The organism is Microbacterium sp. KU4F (genome assembly GCF_056868075.1).
Genome location: NZ_CP200324.1, coordinates 3,063,843 through 3,082,862 on the forward strand (window position 1 = coordinate 3,063,843; position 19,020 = coordinate 3,082,862).

A 19,020-nucleotide genomic window follows, 5' to 3' on the forward strand; every position below is an offset into this window, starting at 1 on the left:
CATGCCGATCCCCGCCGATGGATACCCGCTCGCCGCCGCCGTCAGCCCCCGGGTGCAGGTCGTCGAGACGACCGACTCGACGAACGCGGATGTCGTCGCCGCCGTCCTGGCGGACGACGCCGGGTGGCCGCACCTGTCCGTGTTGGTGACGACCGACCAGCGCCGCGGCCGCGGGCGGCTGGATCGTACCTGGGTGACACCGGCGGGCACGGCTCTCGCGGTCTCGGTCGTGGTGCGCGTGGGCGCTCTGCCGGTACACGCGCGGGGATGGATCCCCCTCGTCGCGGGCGTCGCGATGACGCGCGCGATCGCCGCGCAGCTGCGCGGCATCCCGCAGGCGGTGGGGCTCAAATGGCCCAACGACGTGCTCGTCGAGGGGCAGAAGATCTGCGGCATCCTGGCGGAGGCGGTGCCCGGCGAGTTCGACGCGGTCGTGGTGGGGGCGGGGGTGAACACGCGGATGCCACGGGTGGATCTGCCCGTGGCGACGGCGGTGTCTTTCGCCGCTCTGGGCCAGGAGGCCGATGAGGACCGTCTGCTGGCGGACTACCTGAAGGATCTCGACGAGCTGCTCTCGGCGCTCATCGCCGCGGACGGCGACGCCGTCGCGGCCGGTGTGCAGTCAGCCGTCGAGTCCACCTGCACGACTCTGGGCGGCGACGTCGCGGTGGCGCTGCCCGACGGCACCACGCTGGAAGGTCGTGCCGAGCGCATCGATGCCGAGGGGCGACTGGTCGTGTCCGCCGGTGGTGCAGAGGTGCCGGTGGCGGCGGGAGACGTCACGCACGTGCGCTGAGCGCCGCATCCGTCGCCTGGCGGCGGGCGTGTGAGCCGCGTGTACGCGGCGGCGCAGGGCACAATGGGAGCGTGACGCAGCCGACCGGATTCGGGGTCCGCCCGCCGACGCCCGCACCCGGTGTCGCGGCGCCGGAGCGTCGTATCGTGCGCACGCGGCGGCACGCCCGTCGACTCTTCTGGTGCGCGCTCGTGCTCATCGGGGTCGCCGGAGCCGTCGGATACTTCCTGGGCAACCTCCCGGCGCCGTTCGAGGACTGGATGCTGCTGTTAGCGGCCGGACTCGTCGTCCTGGTTCTCGTCGTCATCCCCTATCTCGCCTGGCTCTCGCACACGTACACCGTCACGACCCGTCGCGTCATCGAGCGCTCCGGCGCGTTCGGTCGCCGCTCGCGCGAGCTCAGCCACGTCCGCGGCTATCGCATCACGGTGCGCCGGGGTCCCCTGCAGCGGCTCTGGCGCACCGGGACGTTGATCCTCGACGACGGGGTGGACGAGCCTCTGGTGATCCGCCGCATCCCGCAGGCGCAGCTGGTGCACGAGGTGCTCGTCGACCAGGTCGAGGTCAACCAGATCCTCGCCCACCGCGATGCGCAGCCGCTTCCCGCGCCGCCCGGCGCCCCTGCCTGATCGGCCGTCGTCCCCGCGGCGCCCGCGGTCGGCGCCGGCGTGAGGAAGAATGGTCAGCATCCGGAAGGAGAATCATGGCGGTGCGCGTGGGAGTCGTGGGCGGCGGACAGCTCGCCCGGATGATGATCGCTCCGGCGGCGGAGCTCGGGCTCGAGATCCGGGTGCTGGCCGAGTCCGAGGGGATGAGCGCGGCGCTCGCCGCGACGGCGGTGGGCGACTACCGCGACCTGGAGACGGTGCGCGCCTTCGCCCGCGACGTGGATGTGCTGACCTTCGATCACGAGCACGTGCCGCAGGACGTGCTGCGCGCTCTCGTCGCCGACGGTGTCGCCGTGCATCCTGGTCCCGATGCGCTGCGGTTCGCGCAGGACAAGCTCGAGATGCGCGAGCGACTGGCGCAGCTCGGCATGCCCCAGCCCGACTGGGCGCGCGTGGAGAATGCCGATCAGCTGCAGGAGTTCCTCGACGACCACGGCCATCGTGCGGTCGTGAAGACGCCGCGCGGCGGCTACGACGGCAAGGGCGTGCGTGTGGTGTCGGCGGCGACCGAGGCGCAGGACTGGTTCACCGCCCTGGCAGAGGACGCCCGTGGCGGAGCCCTCCTGGTCGAGGAGCTCGTCGACTTCCGCCGCGAGCTCGCGCAGCAGGTCGCGCGGCGGCCCTCCGGCGAGATCGTCGCGTACCCGGTGGTCGAGACGGTCCAGCGCGACGGCGTCTGCGCCGAGGTCGTGGCACCCGCGCCCGGTGCGCAGGGCCGACTGTCCGCGGAGGCCGAGCGCATCGGCCTCGCGATCGCGGAGGGCCTCGGTGTCACCGGCATGCTGGCGGTGGAGCTCTTCGAGACCACGGACGAGCGACTGCTCGTCAACGAGCTCGCGATGCGCCCGCACAACAGCGGTCACTGGAGCCAGGACGGTGCCGTCACGAGCCAGTTCGAGCAGCACCTGCGTGCCGTGCTCGATCTGCCGCTGGGCGCTTCACGCGTGCGCGCGCCGTGGTCGGTGATGATCAACATCCTGGGCGGACCCGCCGAGGGGACGCTCGAGGACCGCTTCGACGCCGCCATGTCCGCGCATCCGGCTGCGAAGGTGCACACGTACGGCAAGGCACCCCGCCCGGGGCGCAAGGTCGGGCACGTGAACGTCGCCGGCGACGACCTCGACGACGTGGTCTACGAGGCGCGGGCCGCGGCCGCGCACTTCCTGGACTGACGGGTCCGACCTCGCGCGCCGTTGCGGTGATCTTCCAGTGACGCCGCCTAGCCTTGACGGGTGACCCGGCCGCTGCATTCTTCCGAGGCGCCCCTGGTCGGCGTCGTCATGGGCTCCGACTCGGATTGGCGTGTGATGAGCGAGGCTTCGGCCGCTCTCACCGAGTTCGAGATCCCGCACGAGGTCGAGGTCGTCTCGGCGCACCGCACGCCGCAGAAGCTGCACCGCTACGGCGTCGAGGCACGCTCGCGTGGGCTGCGGGTGATCATCGCCGGTGCCGGCGGCGCAGCGCACCTGCCCGGGATGCTCGCATCCGTCACTGCGCTGCCCGTCGTGGGTGTCCCGGTTCCGCTCGCGACGTTGGACGGACTGGACTCGCTGCTCAGCATCGTCCAGATGCCGGCTGGGATCCCCGTCGCGACCGTCTCCATCGGCGGAGCGCGCAACGCCGGACTCCTCGCGGCGCGGATCCTGGGCGCATCGGACGAGGGCATCGCCGAGCGCGTGGAGGCGTACGCACGTGAGCTCGAGCGGATCGTCGAGCAGAAGAACCAGCGGCTGAAGGATTCGTTGTGAGTGCGGTGAGCCCGCCTCGCCCCGGGCGGCGCCAGGCGGCCGCGCCCGTGGTGAACCCCTACCCGCTCCGATATCCGGACAGCTCGTCGCGCACCGTGATGACGCGTCGCGCGTGGTGGCTCGTGGTGCTGAACTTCCTGGTGCCGGGCTCCGCTCAGGCGCTGGCGGGCAACCGTCGGCTCGGACGGTTCGGCCTCGGCGCCACGCTGCTGCTGTGGGCGCTCGCCCTCATCTGCGCGGCGATCGCGCTGGTCGATCTCGGCACCTTCGTCGATCTCGCCACGGGTGCCTGGGTTCCGGGATGGCTCGCTCTCCTGCGCCCTGTGCCCATGCTGATCGTGCAGGGGATCCTGTTCCTCTACGCGGGACTGTGGATCGTCCTCACGATCGACACCCTCCGTCTCATCCGACTCGTGAAAGTCCAGCCCTGGGCGCGGCTCGCGACCTCGATCGTCGCCATCGGCGCCCTCGTGCTGTCCAGTGCGGGTGCGGTCTGGGCGTCGAACTCGGTCGGCGCCGCGCGCGACGCGCTCGGTGCGGTGTTCACCCAGACCGGCCCCGCCGTGGAACCCGTCGACGGGTACTACAACATCCTGCTGCTCGGCGCAGACAGCGGCGAAGGCCGCGACTCCATGCGTTTCGACAGCATCTCGGTCGTCTCGATCAACGCGGAGACCGGCGCGACCACGATCTTCGGAATCCCGCGCGACATGCCGAACTTCCCGTTCGCCCCGGGTCCGATGCAGGACAAGTACCCGAACGGCCACGAGTCGCACCCCAGCCCCACGTGCGGGTGGGGCAGCGGCATCAACCAGCTGCGCACCGAGGTCGAGGTCTGCCAGGACGGCAATTCGATCTATCCGGATGCGGTCGCCAACGGCTCCGAGCCCGGGGTCGAGGCGACGAAGGACGCCGCGGAGGGGATCCTCGGCATCCAGATCCCGTTCTACGCGTTCATCGACATGGACGGTTTCGCCGCGTTGATCGATGCGCTGGGAGGCGTCGACATCAACGTGACCGAGCGTCTGCCGAAGGGCGGCGGCCCCGCCTACGAGGGTCAGAGCGCAGAGGAGTGGGCGATCGGGTGGATCGAACCCGGTGAGCAGCACATGGACGGCGACACCGCCCAGTGGTACGCCCGTTCGCGCTACACGACGAACGACTGGGACCGGATGCTGCGCCAGCGTCAGCTGCAGGAAGCGATCCTCGCGCAGTTCACGCCGGGCAACGTCCTCAGCCGGTTCCAGGACGTCGCGGCGGCGGGCACGCACCTGGTCAAGACGGACATCCCGCAGACCATGCTCGGGTACTTCGTCGAGCTCGCCATCAAGGCGAAGGAGCAGCCGGTCACCTCTATCGAGCTGACGCCTCAGGGCGGTATCGACGATCGCCATCCGGACTACGACAAGGTGCATCAGCTCGTGCAGCAAGCCCTGTATCCGCCGACGCCCTCCCCGACCCCGGAGGGCTGACAGCGTACCGACGCGGCGTCCTCCCAGAAGCGGGCGCGAACGGATGGGTAGTCTCGAAGGATGACCGTCACGCTCCGCCTCGTGCTCGATCAGCTGATCGATGTCGTCGATCCGGACGCCGCCGAGGCCGCGCGCGAGATCGCTGCCGCTCTCGTGGCGACCGCGCCGCGCGGATGCGCGGTCGGCGCGATCGTGCCGGCCGGCGCGGAGAGCGCTGCGGCCGAGATCGCCGGACTGGCAGACGTCTGGCGCGCGCCTCTGGCGCGACCCGCATTGAGCGCGTCGTGGCAGCTCGGCATCACACCGGGGATCGGCGGAGGGCTCATCCATGCGCCGGGTCCGCTCGCGCCGTTGGTGCGCCACGATCGCGTCAACGACAACGACCAGACCGTCGTGACGCTGTGGGAGCTGTGCGCCTGGGAGATCCCCGGCGATCTTCCCCGCGCCGCCGTGGCCTCCCAGCGTGCGCTGCTGCGCCGCGCAGAGAAGTTCGCAGACGCCGTCGTCGTTCCCACCCATGCACTCGCCGCCAAGCTCGCCGAGATCGCGCCGCGGCTGGCGGGACGTGTGCGGGTCATCCCGGGTGCCGCGCCCCGCGGGTTCACCGTGCCCTCGGATGCGGTCGGCCGGCGCCGTGAACTCGGCGTCGGGGAGGAGGTCATCGTCGTCGCCGGATCCCGGTGCGACGATGCCGCCTTCGCCACCGCGTTCTCTGCGATCGGCTCGCACGGCTGTGATCGAGGTGTGGTGGTGATGGACGCGCTTCCCGGGTCGGAGCAGCGGGTTCTCGACCTCGCCGCAGCCGCGGGGCTCGCAGCCGAGCGCGTCCGCGCGCACACCCACCTCGACGCGCCCGACCGGGCGTCCGTGTTCGACGTCGCGACGGCGGTGATCGCGCCCTCGGTGCTCAGCGCCTTCCCGTGGCGCGCGGTCGAGGCGCTGACGCTCGGCGTGCCTCTCGTGGCGATGGCCTCGGACGTTCACGAGGAGGTGCTCCTCGACGGTGCGCTGATCGCCCCGGTCGAATCCTTCTCGGACGCGCTCGGGCAGGTGCTCGCCTCAGAGGAGAGCAGGAAGCGTTACGCGGTGCGCGCCGCCGATCGTGGTCGTGCCTTCTCCTGGCGCGACCACGCCGAGCGCGTCTGGGCCCTGCATTCGGAGCTGTAGCGCTGGTCGAGAGTCTGAGCGCTCAGCGGGCCAGGTAGGTCGCAAGCGTGTCGGATGCCGCGGCCGGTGCGAATCCCGTCCGCGAGATCTTCTCCACATCGAGCACGCTGTTGCTCGGCCGCGGCGCGACTGGGCCGGTGGCGTTGGCGAAGTACTCCTGTGTGGTGACGCCGGTGATGCGGTTGGGGTCGTGTCCGGTGAGGTGGAATACGGTGCGGGCGATGTCGGTCCAGGTGGTGGGTTCGCCGGTGTTGGTGACGTTGTAGACGCCGTAGGCTGCGTTCGTGTTGAGTAGGTGCGCGATGGCGTCGGCGATGTCGGGGGTGAAGGTGAGGCGTCCGGTTTGGTCGTTGACGACTTTGGGGTTGATGCCGCGTTCGGCGAGGTTTGCCATGGTGCGGACGAAGTTGTTGCCGTCGCCGATGACCCAGCTGGTGCGGATGATGTAGTGGCGGGGTGCGGTGGCGGCTGCGGTGTCGCCGGCGGCTTTGGTCTGCCCGTACACGCCGAGGGGTGCGAGGGGGTCGGTTTCGGTGTACGCGCCTGTTTTGGTGCCGTCGAAGACGTAGTCGCTGGAGACGTGCACGAGGGTGATGCCGTGTGCGGTGGCGATGCGGGCGAGTGCTGCGACGGCGGTCGCGTTCGCGGCCCACGCCTGCGTGCGGCCTTCGGGTGTTTCGGCTTTGTCGACGGCGGTGTAGGCGGACGCGTTGATGATGGTGTCGTAGTCGCGCCACCGGCGGGCTGTGTCGAGGCCGTCCGCGGTGATGTCGAGGTCGGCGCGGGTGGCGTACTCGAGGTGTGCGCCCTCGCCGAGGCGAGCGCGCAGGGCGCGTCCGAGCTGGCCGTTCGCGCCGAGCACGAGGACCTTCTTGGGTGGGATGGGGGTGACGTCGGCGAGGCGGGGGTGGTTCTTGTCTTTCTCGCTGATCTCCACCTCGTCGAGCGGGATGGGCCATTCGATCGCGGCGGTCTCGTCGGCGAGGTTCAGGAACGAGTACGCGGCGGTGGGCGACCAGTGGTCGTTGACGAGGTAGGTGTAGGCGGTGTCTGCTTCGAGGGTCTGGTATGAGTTGCCCACGCCCCGCGGGACGAAGATCGCTTTCGAGGGGTCGAGCTCGGTGGTGTAGACCGCGCCGAACGTGGGGCCCTCACGCAGATCCACCCACGCGCCGAAGATGCGGCCGGTGGCGACGGAGACGAACTTGTCCCACGGCTCGGCGTGGATGCCGCGCGTGGTGCCCACGGCATCGTTGAAGGAGATGTTGTTCTGCACGGGACCGAAGTCGGCAAGACCCGCCGCCACCATCTTCTCGCGCTGCCAGTTCTCTTTGAACCAGCCCCGCGAGTCACCGTGCACGGGCAGGTCGAAGACGACGAGGCCCGGGATGGTGGTTTCGGTGACGGTGAGTTGCTTGCCGAACTCCGTCATCGTCACTGGCCCTTGCTGGCGTAGAAGGCTTCGACGCCGTCCTTGGTGGGTGCCCACCATGCTTCGTTGTTGCGGTACCAGTCGATGGTGTTGGCGAGTCCGGTTTCGAAGTCGCTGTAGGCGGGGGCCCAGCCGAGTTCGGTGCGGAGCTTGGTGGAATCGATCGCGTAGCGCAGGTCGTGGCCGGCGCGGTCGGTGACGTGGTCGTACGCGTCGCGGGGCTGACCCATGGTCTCGAGGATGAGTTCGACGACGTCCCTGTTGTTCTTCTCGCCGTCGGCGCCGATGAGGTAGGTCTCGCCGATGACGCCCTTGTCGAGGATGGTGAGCACGGCGGAGGAGTGGTCGTCGGCGTGGATCCAGTCGCGCACGTTCTCGCCCGCACCGTACAGCTTGGGGCGGATGCCGCGGATCACGTTCGTGATCTGACGGGGGATGAACTTCTCCACGTGCTGGTACGGGCCGTAGTTGTTGGAGCAGTTGCTGATCGTCGCGCGCACCCCGAACGAACGCACCCATGCCCGCACCAGCAGATCCGAGCCCGCCTTGGTGGACGAGTACGGGGATGACGGGTTGTAGGGCGTTGTTTCGGTGAAGCGTGCGGGGTCGTCGAGTTCGAGGTCGCCGTACACCTCGTCGGTGGAGATGTGGTGGAAACGCTTGTCGTGCTTACGGGCAGCTTCCAGCAGCGTGTACGTGCCGATGATGTTCGTGTCCAGGAACGGACGCGGGTCGTGCAGGCTGTTGTCGTTGTGGGACTCGGCCGCGTAGTGCACCACCGCATCCACCTGACCGAACAACTCGTCCACCAGGGCCGCGTCCGCGATATCGCCGACCACCAGACGCACCCGGTCTTCGGGAAGCCCTGCCAACGACGCCTCGTTGCCGGCGTAGGTGAGCTTGTCGAGCACGAGCACCTCGTGATCCGTGTTCCCCACCACATGGTGAACGAAATTCGAACCAATGAACCCGGCGCCACCGGTCACGAGAATCTTCCGCATGATTCCAAGGCTATCGTTCCGGGTTGCCGTGCCGCGCCGCTCAGATTGGCGGTACCCAGGCGAATCGGGGAGACTTGGGGCCATGCGCGGCATCATTCTCGCCGGGGGCACTGGCTCGCGGTTGCACCCGATCACGCTCGGCGTCTCCAAGCAGCTGGTCCCGGTCTACGACAAGCCGATGATCTACTACCCGCTGTCGACTCTGATTCTCGCCGGGATCCGCGACATCCTCGTCATCACGACCCCTCACGACGCGGAGCAGTTCCAGCGGCTGCTCGGCGACGGATCGCAGTTCGGCGTGTCGATCTCCTACCGGGTGCAGCCGAGTCCCGACGGTCTGGCGCAGGCGTTCATCCTCGGTGAAGAGCACATCGGTTCAGACTCGGTGGCCCTCGTCCTGGGCGACAACATCTTCTACGGGCAGGGGATGGGGACGCATCTGCGTCAGTATCAGCAGCTCGAAGGCGGCGTCGTCTTCGGTTACTGGGTCGACGACCCGACGGCCTACGGCGTGGTCGAGTTCGACGCTTCGGGCCGGGTGGTGTCATTGGAGGAGAAGCCGACCGTTCCCCGCAGCAACTACGCCGTTCCCGGACTGTACTTCTACGACAACGACGTCGTGGAGATCGCGAAGAACCTCCGACCCTCTCCGCGCGGTGAGCTCGAGATCACCGATGTGAACAAGGAGTACCTGCGCCGGGACGCGCTTCGCGTCGAGTTGCTGCCGCGGGGAACGGCGTGGCTCGACACGGGCACCTTCGATTCCCTCGCGGAGGCGACCGAGTTCATCCGCACGGTGCAGAAGCGTCAGGGCCTCTCGATCGGTGCCCCCGAGGAGGTCGCGTGGCGACTCGGATTCCTGAGCGATGACGAACTCCGCTCGCGGGCGGAGCCGCTCGTGAAGAGCGGCTATGGGTCCTATCTGCTGAAGGTGCTGGCTCAGGGCACGCGGTGACGCCCACAGCGCCGCTGGCCGCTCCGCTGCCCGATGGAGCCCGCCGTCTGGTGATCTTCGTGGTCTACGACCGGCGGGGTGAGGTCGGCGACTACATCCTGCACGCGCTGCGCGGCCTCAGGCCGCACGCCACTCGCATCCTCGCGGTGGTCAACGGGGCCGTATCGTCTCGGGGGCGCGCCGAACTGGAGTCCGTCGTCGACGAGGTTCTCGTTCGCTCCAATCAGGGCTTCGACGTCGAGGCGCAACGCGAGGCGCTGGCGTACCTCGGCGACGACCTGCGTGACTACGACGAGCTCGTCCTGACCAACGACACCTGGTACGGGCCGGTGCATCCCTTCGCCGATCTCCTCTCACGCATGGCGAGGCGAGCTCTGCACATCTGGGGCATGACGGAGCACCCGCGAGCCGAGGGGGACCCGGCGGGCGGACGGGAACCGGTGCCCTGGCACCTGCAGTCGTATTGGCTGGCGGTTCGCCGCTCCGTCTTCTTCTCGGACGCATGGTCTCGCTACTGGCACCAGCTCGCCCCGATCGTCACCTACGACGACGCCGTGCGCCATCATGAGCTCGTCTTCGCCGAATGGTTCCAGACAGAAGGATTCGTCGTCGAGACGGCCTTCCCGAGTGCCGAGTACTCGGGCGACAACCCGGCGATATTCCATGCCGATCTGCTTCTGCGCGACGGTTGCCCGCTTCTCAAGCGCCGTCTCTTCTTCCACCATCCGACCTTTATGATCCGGTACGCCGTGATCGCACGCGATGTGCTTCGCCTGGCAGGGGAGTACGGGTACCCCGTGGAGCTCGTCCATCGGGACCTGGCCCGAAACGTCGCCCCGCGCACACTCCACTCCGCCCTGGCCTCGCTCGAGGTGAGATTCGACTCGGATCCGCGCGTCGAGGGCTCCGCGGTGGTGTACATCGAATCGGTGCGTGCGCGTTCGCTCGCCGATGTCGCTCGGGCGGTCGCCGTGTTCCCCGCAGACACCCCGCTCGTGCTCGTCGCCGCTGCGCACGAGGATCCGGACGAGATCTCGGCGGCGTGGCCGGCCGTCGATCCGGTCCGAGCGCCCGAGATCGCACCACCGGCGTCGCGCGACGCCGTGCTGCGCGCGGCGATCGATCGCGCCCGGAGCGGATACGACCTCTTCGTGCACATCGATGCGACCCTCTGGGATGCCGGCGAGGCCGATCGACGATTCCTCCGAGAACACCAGTGGGGTGCGCTGTGGTCACCGTCCGACCCGCTCGGGTTCATCGTAGCCTTGCTGCGTCGGCGTCCGGAGGCGGGGCTGCTGCTTCCCCCTGAGGCGTTGGCAGGCGTGCTTCCCGCCGCCGTCGACTGGCAGCAGCACCGCGAACACGTCCGTCGCGCTGCCTCGCACCTCGACATCTCGGTGCCGACAGACGAGTTCGGTCCGCTCGCACCGACCGGCGGCCTGTGGGCGGCACGCCCCGATGCCCTCGACGTCGTCGCGAGGATGGTCGGCGACCCCGATGTGGCTCCGGCCGCGCAGCGACTGCTTCTGGCTCAGGCGGTGGGCGAGGCGGGGTTCATCACGCTGACCGTGACCGATCCGCCGCGAGCCGCACGGTCGCATACCTCGGTGGAGTACGCCCTCGACCGGCTCCTCGAGACCACACGAGGCTCGCGTTTCGAACAGATCCAGTTCCTCCAGCGCATCGGATGGCGCGGGCGGACCCGCCAGTTCGACGTCGTGCGCATGATGGCGCGCGAGCGTGCGCACCCGGCGCTGTCCTTCGTACGGGCGTTGGCCCAGCGCACGCGCCGCGGCGTACGGGGGGAGTCCTCATGACGGATGCGCCTGCCCCGACCTTTCCGCCTTCCGGACGTCGACTGGTCGTCTACACGCTCTACGACAGGCGCGGCGCGGTGGAGGACTACGTCCTGCGTGCTCTCGAAGGACTCCGACCCCACGCCGATCGACTAATCGTGGTGGTGAACGGTGCGATCGACGACACTGCACGCCGGAGCGTCCAACAGTTGTGCGACGAGATCCGTGTCCGCGAGAACACGGGCATCGACGTGGGCGCCCAGCGGGAGACGCTCGATCAGCTCGGGGCGGACGTTCTCGGCTACGACGAGCTCCTCCTCACGAACGACACGTGGTACGGGCCGATCGGGTCGTTCGACGCGCTGTTCGCGCGGATGGATGCGCGCCCGGCGCACTTCTGGGGGATGACCGCGCACGCGGCGGCGTCGCCGCATCCGTTGACGGGCACGGGCGCCGTCGCGTACCACCTCCAGTCGTATTGGCTGGCGGTGCGTGGCGAGATGCTGCGCAGCGCGGAGTGGCCGCGCTACTGGTCATCGCTGCCGGCGCGGCTGGACTACCGAATGGCGGTCCTCAGCCATGAGTCGCACTTCACCGGCTACTTCACCGATCGCGGGTTCACCTCGGCTGCCGCGTTCGACCTCGATGCGTTCGCGAGCGAGAACCCCTCCCTGTGGGAGCCTCGTCGACTCATCGAAGAGGGCTGCCCGATCCTCAAGCGTCGGGTGTTCTTCCACCCGCCGCTGGCATTGAACGAGCACAGTGTCGACGGTGCCGCGGTGCTGCGCGACCTCGTCGACGCGGGCTACCCTGCGGCGCCGATCTGGGCCGACCTCGCGCACAACGTGCAGCCGAAGATCCTCCACACCAACCTGGCGCTGCTCGATGTGCTGCCGGACGAGAGCGACGGGACGTACGACGCGGCCCGGCCGCTTCGGATCGCGGTGGTGGCCCACATCTTCTACGAGGAGATGACGGACGACCTTCTGGATCTGGCGGACACGCTCCCCGACGGATACGACCTCGTGGTCACGACGCCGACCGCCCGGAAGGCCGATGCCGTGCGCGCCGCGATCGCTGCGCGCCGCATCCCGCCTCTGCGATGGGAGGTTCGCGTCGTCGCCTCTAACGACGGGCGCGACCAGAGCGCGTTCCTCGTCGGTGCGCGCGACGTGCTCGTGGGTGCCGACTACGACCTCGTGGTCAAGCTCCACTCGAAGCGGACGCCGCAGGACGGCCTCAACATCGGTCGCCATTTCGCCGCGCAGCAGTTCGACAATCTCCTCCACAGCAGGGGCTACGCGAGCAACCTCGTGGCGATGTTCCAGCGGCGTCCGGAGCTCGGGATCGTCTTTCCTCCGATGATCCACGTCGGATACCCCACGCTCGGACAGGCGTGGTGGGCGAACAAGCCGGGTGCTGTTCGGCTCGCGGATGAACTCGGCATCCGGGTTCCCCTGGACGACAGCTCGCCCCTCGCCCCCTACGGTTCGATGTACATCGCGCGTCCGGATGCGCTGCGGGTGCTGCTCTCGCGGTCGTGGGACTACACGGACTTCGGTGGTGCGCAGCAGTATCGTGACGGAGGCTTGGCGCACATTCTCGAGCGGATGCCCTCCTACGCCGCCGCCGAAGCCGGCTATGTCACGCGCACGGTTCTCACGCGCGACTACCTGGCGCTGAGCCAGACGGCGCTGGATTTCGATCTCGACCAGCTGACCGCGCTGGTTCCGGGAACTCCCGCCGCTCACCACCGGGCGCTCACCGCTCTGGGCCACTTTGGCGACGCGAGAGTCCGGGATTTCGCCAGGATCCTCGTGCGTATGACGTGGCCCGGCCTCGGGGCGCGTCTGCGCGCAGGTCTGCGGGCGCTGCGGTCACGTCTTCCCCGCGGGGCGCGGCCTCGGGATCCTAGATAGCGTCCGCGGTCAGGATCAGTGTCGTCGCGCGCGCGTCGAAGGAGTGGGAACGGCGGATGTGCTCCGACGTGCGGGCAAGCGCTTCCGAGTCGGGGAAGCGCGCGTCCAGATCTCCCTGCAGGGTCGAGATGAGCTCGTCCACCGATCGGAAGGTCTGCACGGCTCCGTCGAAGATGCGGTCGATGCCGACGACATCGTCCGAGATCGCCCGGCCCCCGGCAGCGACGACGTCGAAGAGCCGATTCGAGATGAACCCCTCCCGGCGCATCGCGGGCCAATGGTCGTTGAGGACGACGGAGGCGGTCTCGTACCGCAGCGGAAGCTCGTCGTTCGGGATCCCCCGCGCCACGATGGTGCTGGCAGGGATGTATCCGCGCCAGTCGGGCCCGTAGACCCGCACGGGGATCCCCGCGCGGAGGGGTTCGACGACGACCGGACGCGCGATCCCGCGCGCCGTTCCCACGAAGACGATCTCGCCCGTCGAGTGCGCACCGGTCGGATGGAACCGGGTCGCGTCCGTGCACTGCAGAAGCGGACGGATCGTTCGGCGGAATCGTGCCGAGGCGCGCGCGGCCCAATCCTCCGATGCGGCGAAGACGACGTCGAAGTCGTCCAGCTCCGCCGCGGTGATCTCGTCGGGGTGGCTGATGATCCAGAGGATGCGCAGACCCGCGCGCGGCGGGACGAGCCGGTGCGGACCGCGCAGAACCACGACGACATCGTCGAGCGGAGAGGTGGGCCGATCCACGGCCGTGCGGGCGTCCACGACGGCCTGCTCGCCGAGCCGTTCGAGCGATGCCGCCAGCGCGCGGGCGAAGTGGGTCTCCCCCCATGACTCGCCGGCGAGCCCGGCCGGAGCGGCGGTCTTGATCGCCCAACGTCGTGGGGTGCCGGGGACTCGCTCGAGGACCGGCATGTCGCTCCCCGTCTTCACGCGCAGACCGGCGGCGGCGACGATCGCGTCCACGTCGGAGTCCGGTGTCCGCGACGCGTCGGCCGTCGCGGGGGTGTCGCGGAGCAGCATGTCGCAGGGCCTGGGCGTCATGACGAGCAGGCCGGTGAGAGTGCGTCCGGCGCCCTCTCCCGAGGCCCCCTCCGGCCACGCGCGCAACGGTCCGTCCAGCGCGGGCACCGAGATCGCATCGCCGAGGCGGCGGGCGTCCTCCACGGGGTGACCCTCGAGCAGGCGGTACCGGGCGCCGCCGCGCCAGACGGCGCCCGCCGAGAGGATGACGCCCGCGCCGGACACCCACAACGGTGCAACGGGACCGTCTGCGGCCCAGGAGGCGAGCTCGACCAGCATCGACTCCGTCACCTCGGCGTCCGGTCCGCGGTACAGGGTCAGTCCCTTCCCCTCCGGCCGTGCCGGAGGCGGACATTTCCCGTCCTGCGGACGGCGCACGCGGATGCGCGGGTCCCGGGCCGCGAGGATGCGGGCATGCAGCCGCGTGGGGTACGCGTCGTCGAGCAGAACGACGTCGAGGTGAGCGTCCAGGCGCTGCGCCGCCGCGGACGCCGCCGCGAGGGCGAGATCCGGCGATGCTTCGTCAGCGCCGACGACGCAGACGATCAACGCTCGGTCGACGACGAGCTCCGGCTCCGCGGGCGTGTGGATCGCCGAGGCCGTCACCGCCGCCCACAGTCGCTGCGCGCTGATCTCGCCGCCGCGTACGGGGAGGCTGCCGCCGTCTCGCGCATGACGCCAGGCGAATCCGAGCGGCCCGCCCGGGTCACGGAGCGCCTCCGGCCGCCGACGGACGAGCTCGGCCGCATCCCAGCTGGGGCTCGTCACGATGCGGGTCGGATCGTTGACCAGGTAGGCGTACAGTGCAGGCACGCGGTCGGCGTCCGAGAGCTGCCGGGAGACCGTGGCCTCCATGAACAGGGGATTCAGAGTGAACCCTTCGCGGTGTGCGCCGCGGACGTAATGACGGATGGCGGCCCGGGAGCCGACGGGGCGGCCGAGCTGCGCCGCCACGATCTCGGGATCGACGACCTGTGCGCGACGGATGGTCCGCGCCCACCAGAGTCGATCGATTGCGGTCAGCACCTGTCGCACGAGAGGCACGCGTCGCGCCGCCCGCCACAGTGAGCGCACGCGGTTGAGCATCGCTCCCAGTGTATCGGCCGGTGTCGAGAACGCCGGTGATATGGTCGGTGCGCTATGACCCAGCCCAGACTGACGCCGGCCGACGCTGCGAACTCCGCGAGGGTGGGGATCGTGTTGCGCACCAAGAACCGCCCCTGGTTCCTGCGGCGGGCCCTGCGCGACATCGTCGGCCAGGAGTCGACGAGCTGGCAGGTGCACATCGTCAACGACGGCGGGTCGCGCGACGTGGTCGACGAAGCGATCGCGGAGCTCGCTCCCGAGATCCGACGACGCGTCGGCGTCACCCACAATCACGCCCCCGTCGGTCGCTCCGCCGCGGCAAACCAAGGCGTTCGCGCGCTCGACACCGAGTTCATCGTGCTGCACGACGACGACGACCTCTGGCATCCGGGCTTCCTCGCGCGCACGATCTCCCATCTCGATGAGCACCCCGACGAGATCGGGGTTGTCGTGAGAACGGAGATCGTCTACGAGCAGGAGCGCCAGGGCGGCTTCGTCGAGACCGGCAGAGCGATCTTCTGGCCGCATCTGGCTTCCATCACCTATGCGGATCTGTTGCAGGTGAACCGCGCGGTGCCGATCGCCTATCTCTATCGGCGGCGACTCCACGACGAGGTCGGCTACTACCGCGAGGACCTGCACGCGGTAGAGGACTGGGAGTTCAACCTGCGCGCCGCGGCCGTTTACCGCATCGGCTTCATAGACGGCGAACCGCTCGCATTCTGGATGCAGCGCCGGGGCGTCACCGGGGAACTCGGCAACAGCATGTACGCGCTCGCGGGCGAGCACGAGTACTACGACCGCCTCGTTCGCGACGAGGCCCTTCGCGCGTACGTCGCCGCGGAAGGTCCCGGGCTGGCGCTGTACCTCGCGCGTTACGTCCAGGACGAGGTCGCGCGTCAGCTCGACGAGCGCCTCTCGATCGGCCAACGCCTCACCCGCCTCCTTCGCGAGCGTCGGCGGGCCCGGCGCGGTCGATGAGCGAGCTCTGGCACCCGGTCCACCGCGTCGCCGGCGCAAGCCACGATGATCCGGCGCGGCAGGGTCTCTACGTCTCCGGGGCGGCATCGTCGACGCGTACCGCGTTCGCTGTCGCCACGGGCACGCGGGCCACATCGGCGACGTACTTCGGCGCATTCCCGGCCGGGCACTGGCGTGCGCGCTCCGACGTGAGGCAGGTCCGACTCGTCTTCCGCGCGAACGCCTCCGTCCGCGTGGACCTGCGCGGCACGAACACGGCGGGAGAGGTTCAGACGCTCGGAACGAGAACGTTCGACGCCGGAAGGCATGAGTGGGAGACCGCGCTCGCGCAGGACGTCGCGTGGCTGTGGTTCGATGTCGCCCCGGCCGGCGGTGACGCCGTCGTCTCCGACGCGCGCTGGGAGGTGCGCGCCAAGTTCGCGGCGCAACCGTCGCTGACGATCGGGATCACCACCTACGACCGGGAACAGGACTGCGTCAGGCTCCTCTCGCGATTGGGGAGCTCTCCCGACGTGCTGGACGCGGTGACGCAGGTCGTGGTCGCCGACCAGGGCACTCGGGCCCTGGCGGATGCACCGGGTTTCGACGACGCCGCGGCGTCGCTGGGGGAGAGGCTGAGCGTCGTGCGTCAGCCCAATCTCGGCGGTTCCGGCGGTTTCAGTCGCGCGATGTCGGCGGCGTCCGACTCGGGCAGCTCGCACGTGCTCCTGCTCGACGACGACGTCGACCTCGAACCGGAGTCGATCTTGCGGATGTGCGCCTTCGCACGCTTCGCCGCGGAGTCGTTGATCGTCGGCGCGCAGATGCTGAGCCTGACCGAGCCGACGAGACTGCACTCCTTCGGGGAGCGCGTCGATCGTGGCGACATGTGGTGGACGCCGGTCGTCCCCTTGCTATCCGACGTGGATCTGGCCGTCCGCACCGTCGAGAACACGCCCGCGCTCAGCCGACGCATCGCGGTCGACTTCAACGGCTGGTGGATGTGTCTGATCCCCGTGGACGTCGTGCGTGCCGTCGGGGCGTCCCTGCCCTTCTTCATCAAATGGGACGACGCCGAGTTCGGTCTGCGCGCCGCGGCGCGCGGAGTGGACACCGTCACGCTCCCCGGGGCGGCGCTGTGGCACATGCCGTGGACCGCGAAGGATGACGGGCTCGACTGGCAGGCGTACTTTCAGTTGCGCAATCGCATCGTCACGGCCCTCCTGCATGGCGGCCCGCACGTGCTCGCGGCGTCTTTCGCCCAGGATCTCAACCACATCCTGTGCGCACAGTACGGATCGGCCGCGCTTCGGGTGCTGGCCCTGCGCGACGTCCTCAGTGGCCCGCAGCATCTGGAGCACACGCTGATCGCGGGACCGCAGCGGCCCGCAGCGGTCCTCGCGGACGCGGGCCAGGCCCTCGTCCGCGACGCGCCCGCCGGGGTCGAGGCCCGAGTGGAGCCGCCGATGGGGCGCGCCGCGTCGGTGCGTCGCCTGCTCCGCGTCCTCGTTCGCCAGACGCGTCGGGCGCGCCGGGAGACGTCGCCGATGCGGCTGTCGCGGGCCCAGGGCAAGTGGTGGGCGCTCGGCCTCCTTGACGGCGCGCTGGTGGAGTCCGCCGCCGGAACGGGCGTGTTCGTGATGCGCCGCGATCGCGCGACCGCGGCGCGTCTGGCACGCGATGCCCTTTTCACGCGGGTGCGCATGCGGCTGACGTGGCGCTCGCTCGCCCGTCAATACGCGGCGGCCGCGCCGTCGCTGTCGGCGACGACCACGTGGGAGCGGAGGTTTGCACGTCGCCCTCCCGAGTCTCCGTAGACTGTCACGGGCGCGAAACGCCGGAAAGGCATGGCATCACGCATGGATCTTCTCGTTGTGGGTTCGGGCTTCTTCGGTCTGACGGTCGCGGAACGCGCCGCATCCGCCGGTCGGAAAGTGCGGATCATCGAGCGCCGTGATCACATCGGCGGAAACGCCTACACGGAGGCGGAGCCGGTCACCGGCATCGAGGTTCACCGCTACGGCGCCCACCTCTTCCACACGTCCAACGCCACGGTGTGGGAGTACGCGAACAGGTTCACGTCGTTCACGGACTACGTCCATCGGGTCTACACGACCCACCGCGGGACGGTCTATCCGCTTCCCATCAACCTCGGCACGATCAACCAGTTCTTCCACACGGCGCTCGGACCGGGCGAGGCCCGAGCGCGCGTGCTCGAGCTGGCCGAGGAGTTCGACCCGAAGAGCGCGCGAAACCTGGAGGAACGGGCGATCGGGTTGATCGGTCGTCCGCTGTACGAAGCGTTCATCCGCGACTACACCGCCAAGCAGTGGCAGACGGATCCCCGCGAACTGCCCGCCGAGGTGATCTCCCGGCTGCCGGTGCGTTACACCTATGACAACCGCTACTTCAACGACACGTGGGAAGGTCTTCCTGTCGACGGGTACACGGCCTGGTTGGAGCGCATGGCCGACCACCCCAACATCGAGATATCGGTGAACACCGACTTCTTCGACGAGACTCAGCCCCTGCATCGCGCAGCCGTCGTGGGGCAGGTCCCGGTCGTGTACACGGGGCCCGTCGACCGTTACTTCGACTACGAAGCCGGGGCTCTCTCCTGGCGCACGCTGGATTTCGAGCAGGAGGTCCTCGACATCGGCGACTTCCAGGGCACGAGCGTCATGAACTATGCGGATGCGGACACGCCGTTCACGCGCATCCATGAGTTCAAGCACTTTCACCCGGAGCGGGCGGGGCGCTACCCCGAGGATCGCACGGTCATCGTCCGGGAGTACTCCCGATTCGCGGAGAAGGGCGACGAGCCGTACTACCCCGTGAACACGCCGACGGATCGCGAGGGGCTCCTCGCCTACCGCGAACTCCAGCGCGGCGAGACCGGTGTTCATTTCGGTGGGCGGCTGGGGACCTACCAGTACCTCGACATGCATATGGCGATCGGGTCTGCGCTCTCGATGTGGCACAACAAGCTCGCCTGA

At 69.3% G+C, this 19,020-nt stretch carries 15 protein-coding genes; 12 read left to right on the forward strand and 3 right to left on the reverse strand.

Going from position 1 to position 19,020, the window contains the following annotated elements; translation table 11 throughout:
- The first annotated feature begins 1 nt into the window (after position 1).
- The 6 genes from AC1VNH_RS15205 (at position 2) to AC1VNH_RS15230 (ending at position 5,851) form a co-directional block, all read left to right on the forward strand.
- A complete protein-coding gene (locus tag AC1VNH_RS15205; protein ID WP_483112361.1) occupies positions 2–796 on the forward strand; it encodes a biotin--[acetyl-CoA-carboxylase] ligase in 795 nt (264 codons plus the stop codon).
- 71 nt (positions 797–867) lie between these two features.
- Positions 868–1,425: a PH domain-containing protein gene (locus tag AC1VNH_RS15210; protein WP_483112363.1), complete on the forward strand. Its 558-nt coding sequence runs from the start codon at positions 868–870 to the stop codon at positions 1,423–1,425.
- Positions 1,426–1,499: 74 nt separating this feature from the next.
- Positions 1,500–2,636 (forward strand): 5-(carboxyamino)imidazole ribonucleotide synthase, encoded by a 1,137-nt coding sequence (locus AC1VNH_RS15215; RefSeq protein WP_483112365.1) that lies wholly within the window; start codon positions 1,500–1,502, stop codon positions 2,634–2,636.
- 108 nt (positions 2,637–2,744) lie between these two features.
- Positions 2,745–3,212: a 5-(carboxyamino)imidazole ribonucleotide mutase gene (gene purE / locus AC1VNH_RS15220; RefSeq protein WP_243227294.1), complete on the forward strand. Its 468-nt coding sequence runs from the start codon at positions 2,745–2,747 to the stop codon at positions 3,210–3,212.
- Positions 3,209–4,684 (forward strand): LCP family protein, encoded by a 1,476-nt coding sequence (locus AC1VNH_RS15225; RefSeq protein WP_483112366.1) that lies wholly within the window; start codon positions 3,209–3,211, stop codon positions 4,682–4,684. Before purE ends, AC1VNH_RS15225 begins: the two co-directional genes overlap by 4 nt.
- 60 nt (positions 4,685–4,744) lie before the next feature.
- The gene (locus tag AC1VNH_RS15230) at positions 4,745–5,851 is read left to right on the forward strand and encodes a glycosyltransferase (protein ID WP_483112367.1); all 1,107 of its coding nucleotides are present in this window, start codon (positions 4,745–4,747) and stop codon (positions 5,849–5,851) included.
- 22 nt (positions 5,852–5,873) lie between these two features.
- Here the strand turns inward: AC1VNH_RS15230 and rfbD are convergent, their stop codons facing one another.
- Positions 5,874–7,283 (reverse strand): dTDP-4-dehydrorhamnose reductase, encoded by a 1,410-nt coding sequence (rfbD, locus tag AC1VNH_RS15235; RefSeq protein WP_483112738.1) that lies wholly within the window; start codon positions 7,281–7,283, stop codon positions 5,874–5,876.
- Between the two features lie 2 nt (positions 7,284–7,285).
- Positions 7,286–8,284, reverse strand: a complete 999-nt coding sequence (gene rfbB / locus AC1VNH_RS15240; RefSeq protein ID WP_483112368.1) for a dTDP-glucose 4,6-dehydratase — start codon at positions 8,282–8,284, stop codon at positions 7,286–7,288.
- A gap of 82 nt (positions 8,285–8,366) precedes the next feature.
- Between rfbB and rfbA the strand changes: the two genes are divergently transcribed.
- The 3 genes from rfbA to AC1VNH_RS15255 are packed head-to-tail and all read left to right on the forward strand — an operon-like array spanning position 8,367 to position 12,954.
- Positions 8,367–9,239 carry a glucose-1-phosphate thymidylyltransferase RfbA gene (rfbA, locus tag AC1VNH_RS15245; RefSeq protein WP_483112369.1) on the forward strand — a complete coding sequence of 291 codons (873 nt, stop codon included), beginning with the start codon at positions 8,367–8,369 and terminating at the stop codon, positions 9,237–9,239.
- Positions 9,236–11,056 (forward strand): rhamnan synthesis F family protein, encoded by a 1,821-nt coding sequence (locus AC1VNH_RS15250; protein ID WP_483112370.1) that lies wholly within the window; start codon positions 9,236–9,238, stop codon positions 11,054–11,056. Before rfbA ends, AC1VNH_RS15250 begins: the two co-directional genes overlap by 4 nt.
- Complete coding sequence (locus tag AC1VNH_RS15255) at positions 11,053–12,954, forward strand: rhamnan synthesis F family protein (RefSeq protein ID WP_483112372.1); 1,902 nt, start codon at positions 11,053–11,055, stop codon at positions 12,952–12,954. Before AC1VNH_RS15250 ends, AC1VNH_RS15255 begins: the two co-directional genes overlap by 4 nt.
- On the opposite strand, the gene AC1VNH_RS15260 is transcribed toward AC1VNH_RS15255, so the two are convergent.
- Positions 12,947–15,064: a glycosyltransferase family protein gene (locus tag AC1VNH_RS15260; RefSeq protein ID WP_483112373.1), complete on the reverse strand. Its 2,118-nt coding sequence runs from the start codon at positions 15,062–15,064 to the stop codon at positions 12,947–12,949. The genes AC1VNH_RS15255 and AC1VNH_RS15260 overlap by 8 nt on opposite strands.
- Before the next feature lie 54 nt (positions 15,065–15,118).
- Between AC1VNH_RS15260 and AC1VNH_RS15265 the strand changes: the two genes are divergently transcribed.
- Genes AC1VNH_RS15265 through glf form a run of 3 tightly spaced genes read left to right on the forward strand, consistent with a single transcriptional unit; the run spans position 15,119 to position 19,020 of the window.
- Positions 15,119–16,045, forward strand: a complete 927-nt coding sequence (locus AC1VNH_RS15265) for a glycosyltransferase family 2 protein (RefSeq protein ID WP_483112375.1) — start codon at positions 15,119–15,121, stop codon at positions 16,043–16,045.
- Entirely contained in the window at positions 16,042–17,841 is a 1,800-nt protein-coding gene (locus tag AC1VNH_RS15270) for a glycosyltransferase (RefSeq protein WP_483112377.1), read from the forward strand. Before AC1VNH_RS15265 ends, AC1VNH_RS15270 begins: the two co-directional genes overlap by 4 nt.
- 42 nt (positions 17,842–17,883) lie before the next feature.
- A complete protein-coding gene (gene glf, locus AC1VNH_RS15275; protein WP_483112379.1) occupies positions 17,884–19,020 on the forward strand; it encodes a UDP-galactopyranose mutase in 1,137 nt (378 codons plus the stop codon).

Bases quoted from the DNA above. Each gene is read 5' to 3' on its own strand.
- AC1VNH_RS15205 (WP_483112361.1), top strand. From the start codon at position 2: ATGCCGATCCCCGCCGATGGATACCCGCTCGCCGCCGCCGTCAGCCCC.
- AC1VNH_RS15215 (WP_483112365.1), top strand. From the start codon at position 1,500: ATGGCGGTGCGCGTGGGAGTCGTGGGCGGCGGACAGCTCGCCCGGATG.
- purE (WP_243227294.1), top strand. From the start codon at position 2,745: ATGGGCTCCGACTCGGATTGGCGTGTGATGAGCGAGGCTTCGGCCGCT.
- AC1VNH_RS15230 (WP_483112367.1), top strand. From the start codon at position 4,745: ATGACCGTCACGCTCCGCCTCGTGCTCGATCAGCTGATCGATGTCGTC.
- rfbD (WP_483112738.1), bottom strand. From the start codon at position 7,283: ATGACGGAGTTCGGCAAGCAACTCACCGTCACCGAAACCACCATCCCG.
- rfbB (WP_483112368.1), bottom strand. From the start codon at position 8,284: ATGCGGAAGATTCTCGTGACCGGTGGCGCCGGGTTCATTGGTTCGAAT.
- rfbA (WP_483112369.1), top strand. From the start codon at position 8,367: ATGCGCGGCATCATTCTCGCCGGGGGCACTGGCTCGCGGTTGCACCCG.
- AC1VNH_RS15255 (WP_483112372.1), top strand. From the start codon at position 11,053: ATGACGGATGCGCCTGCCCCGACCTTTCCGCCTTCCGGACGTCGACTG.
- AC1VNH_RS15260 (WP_483112373.1), bottom strand. From the start codon at position 15,064: ATGCTCAACCGCGTGCGCTCACTGTGGCGGGCGGCGCGACGCGTGCCT.
- AC1VNH_RS15265 (WP_483112375.1), top strand. From the start codon at position 15,119: ATGACCCAGCCCAGACTGACGCCGGCCGACGCTGCGAACTCCGCGAGG.
- AC1VNH_RS15270 (WP_483112377.1), top strand. From the start codon at position 16,042: ATGAGCGAGCTCTGGCACCCGGTCCACCGCGTCGCCGGCGCAAGCCAC.
- glf (WP_483112379.1), top strand. From the start codon at position 17,884: ATGGATCTTCTCGTTGTGGGTTCGGGCTTCTTCGGTCTGACGGTCGCG.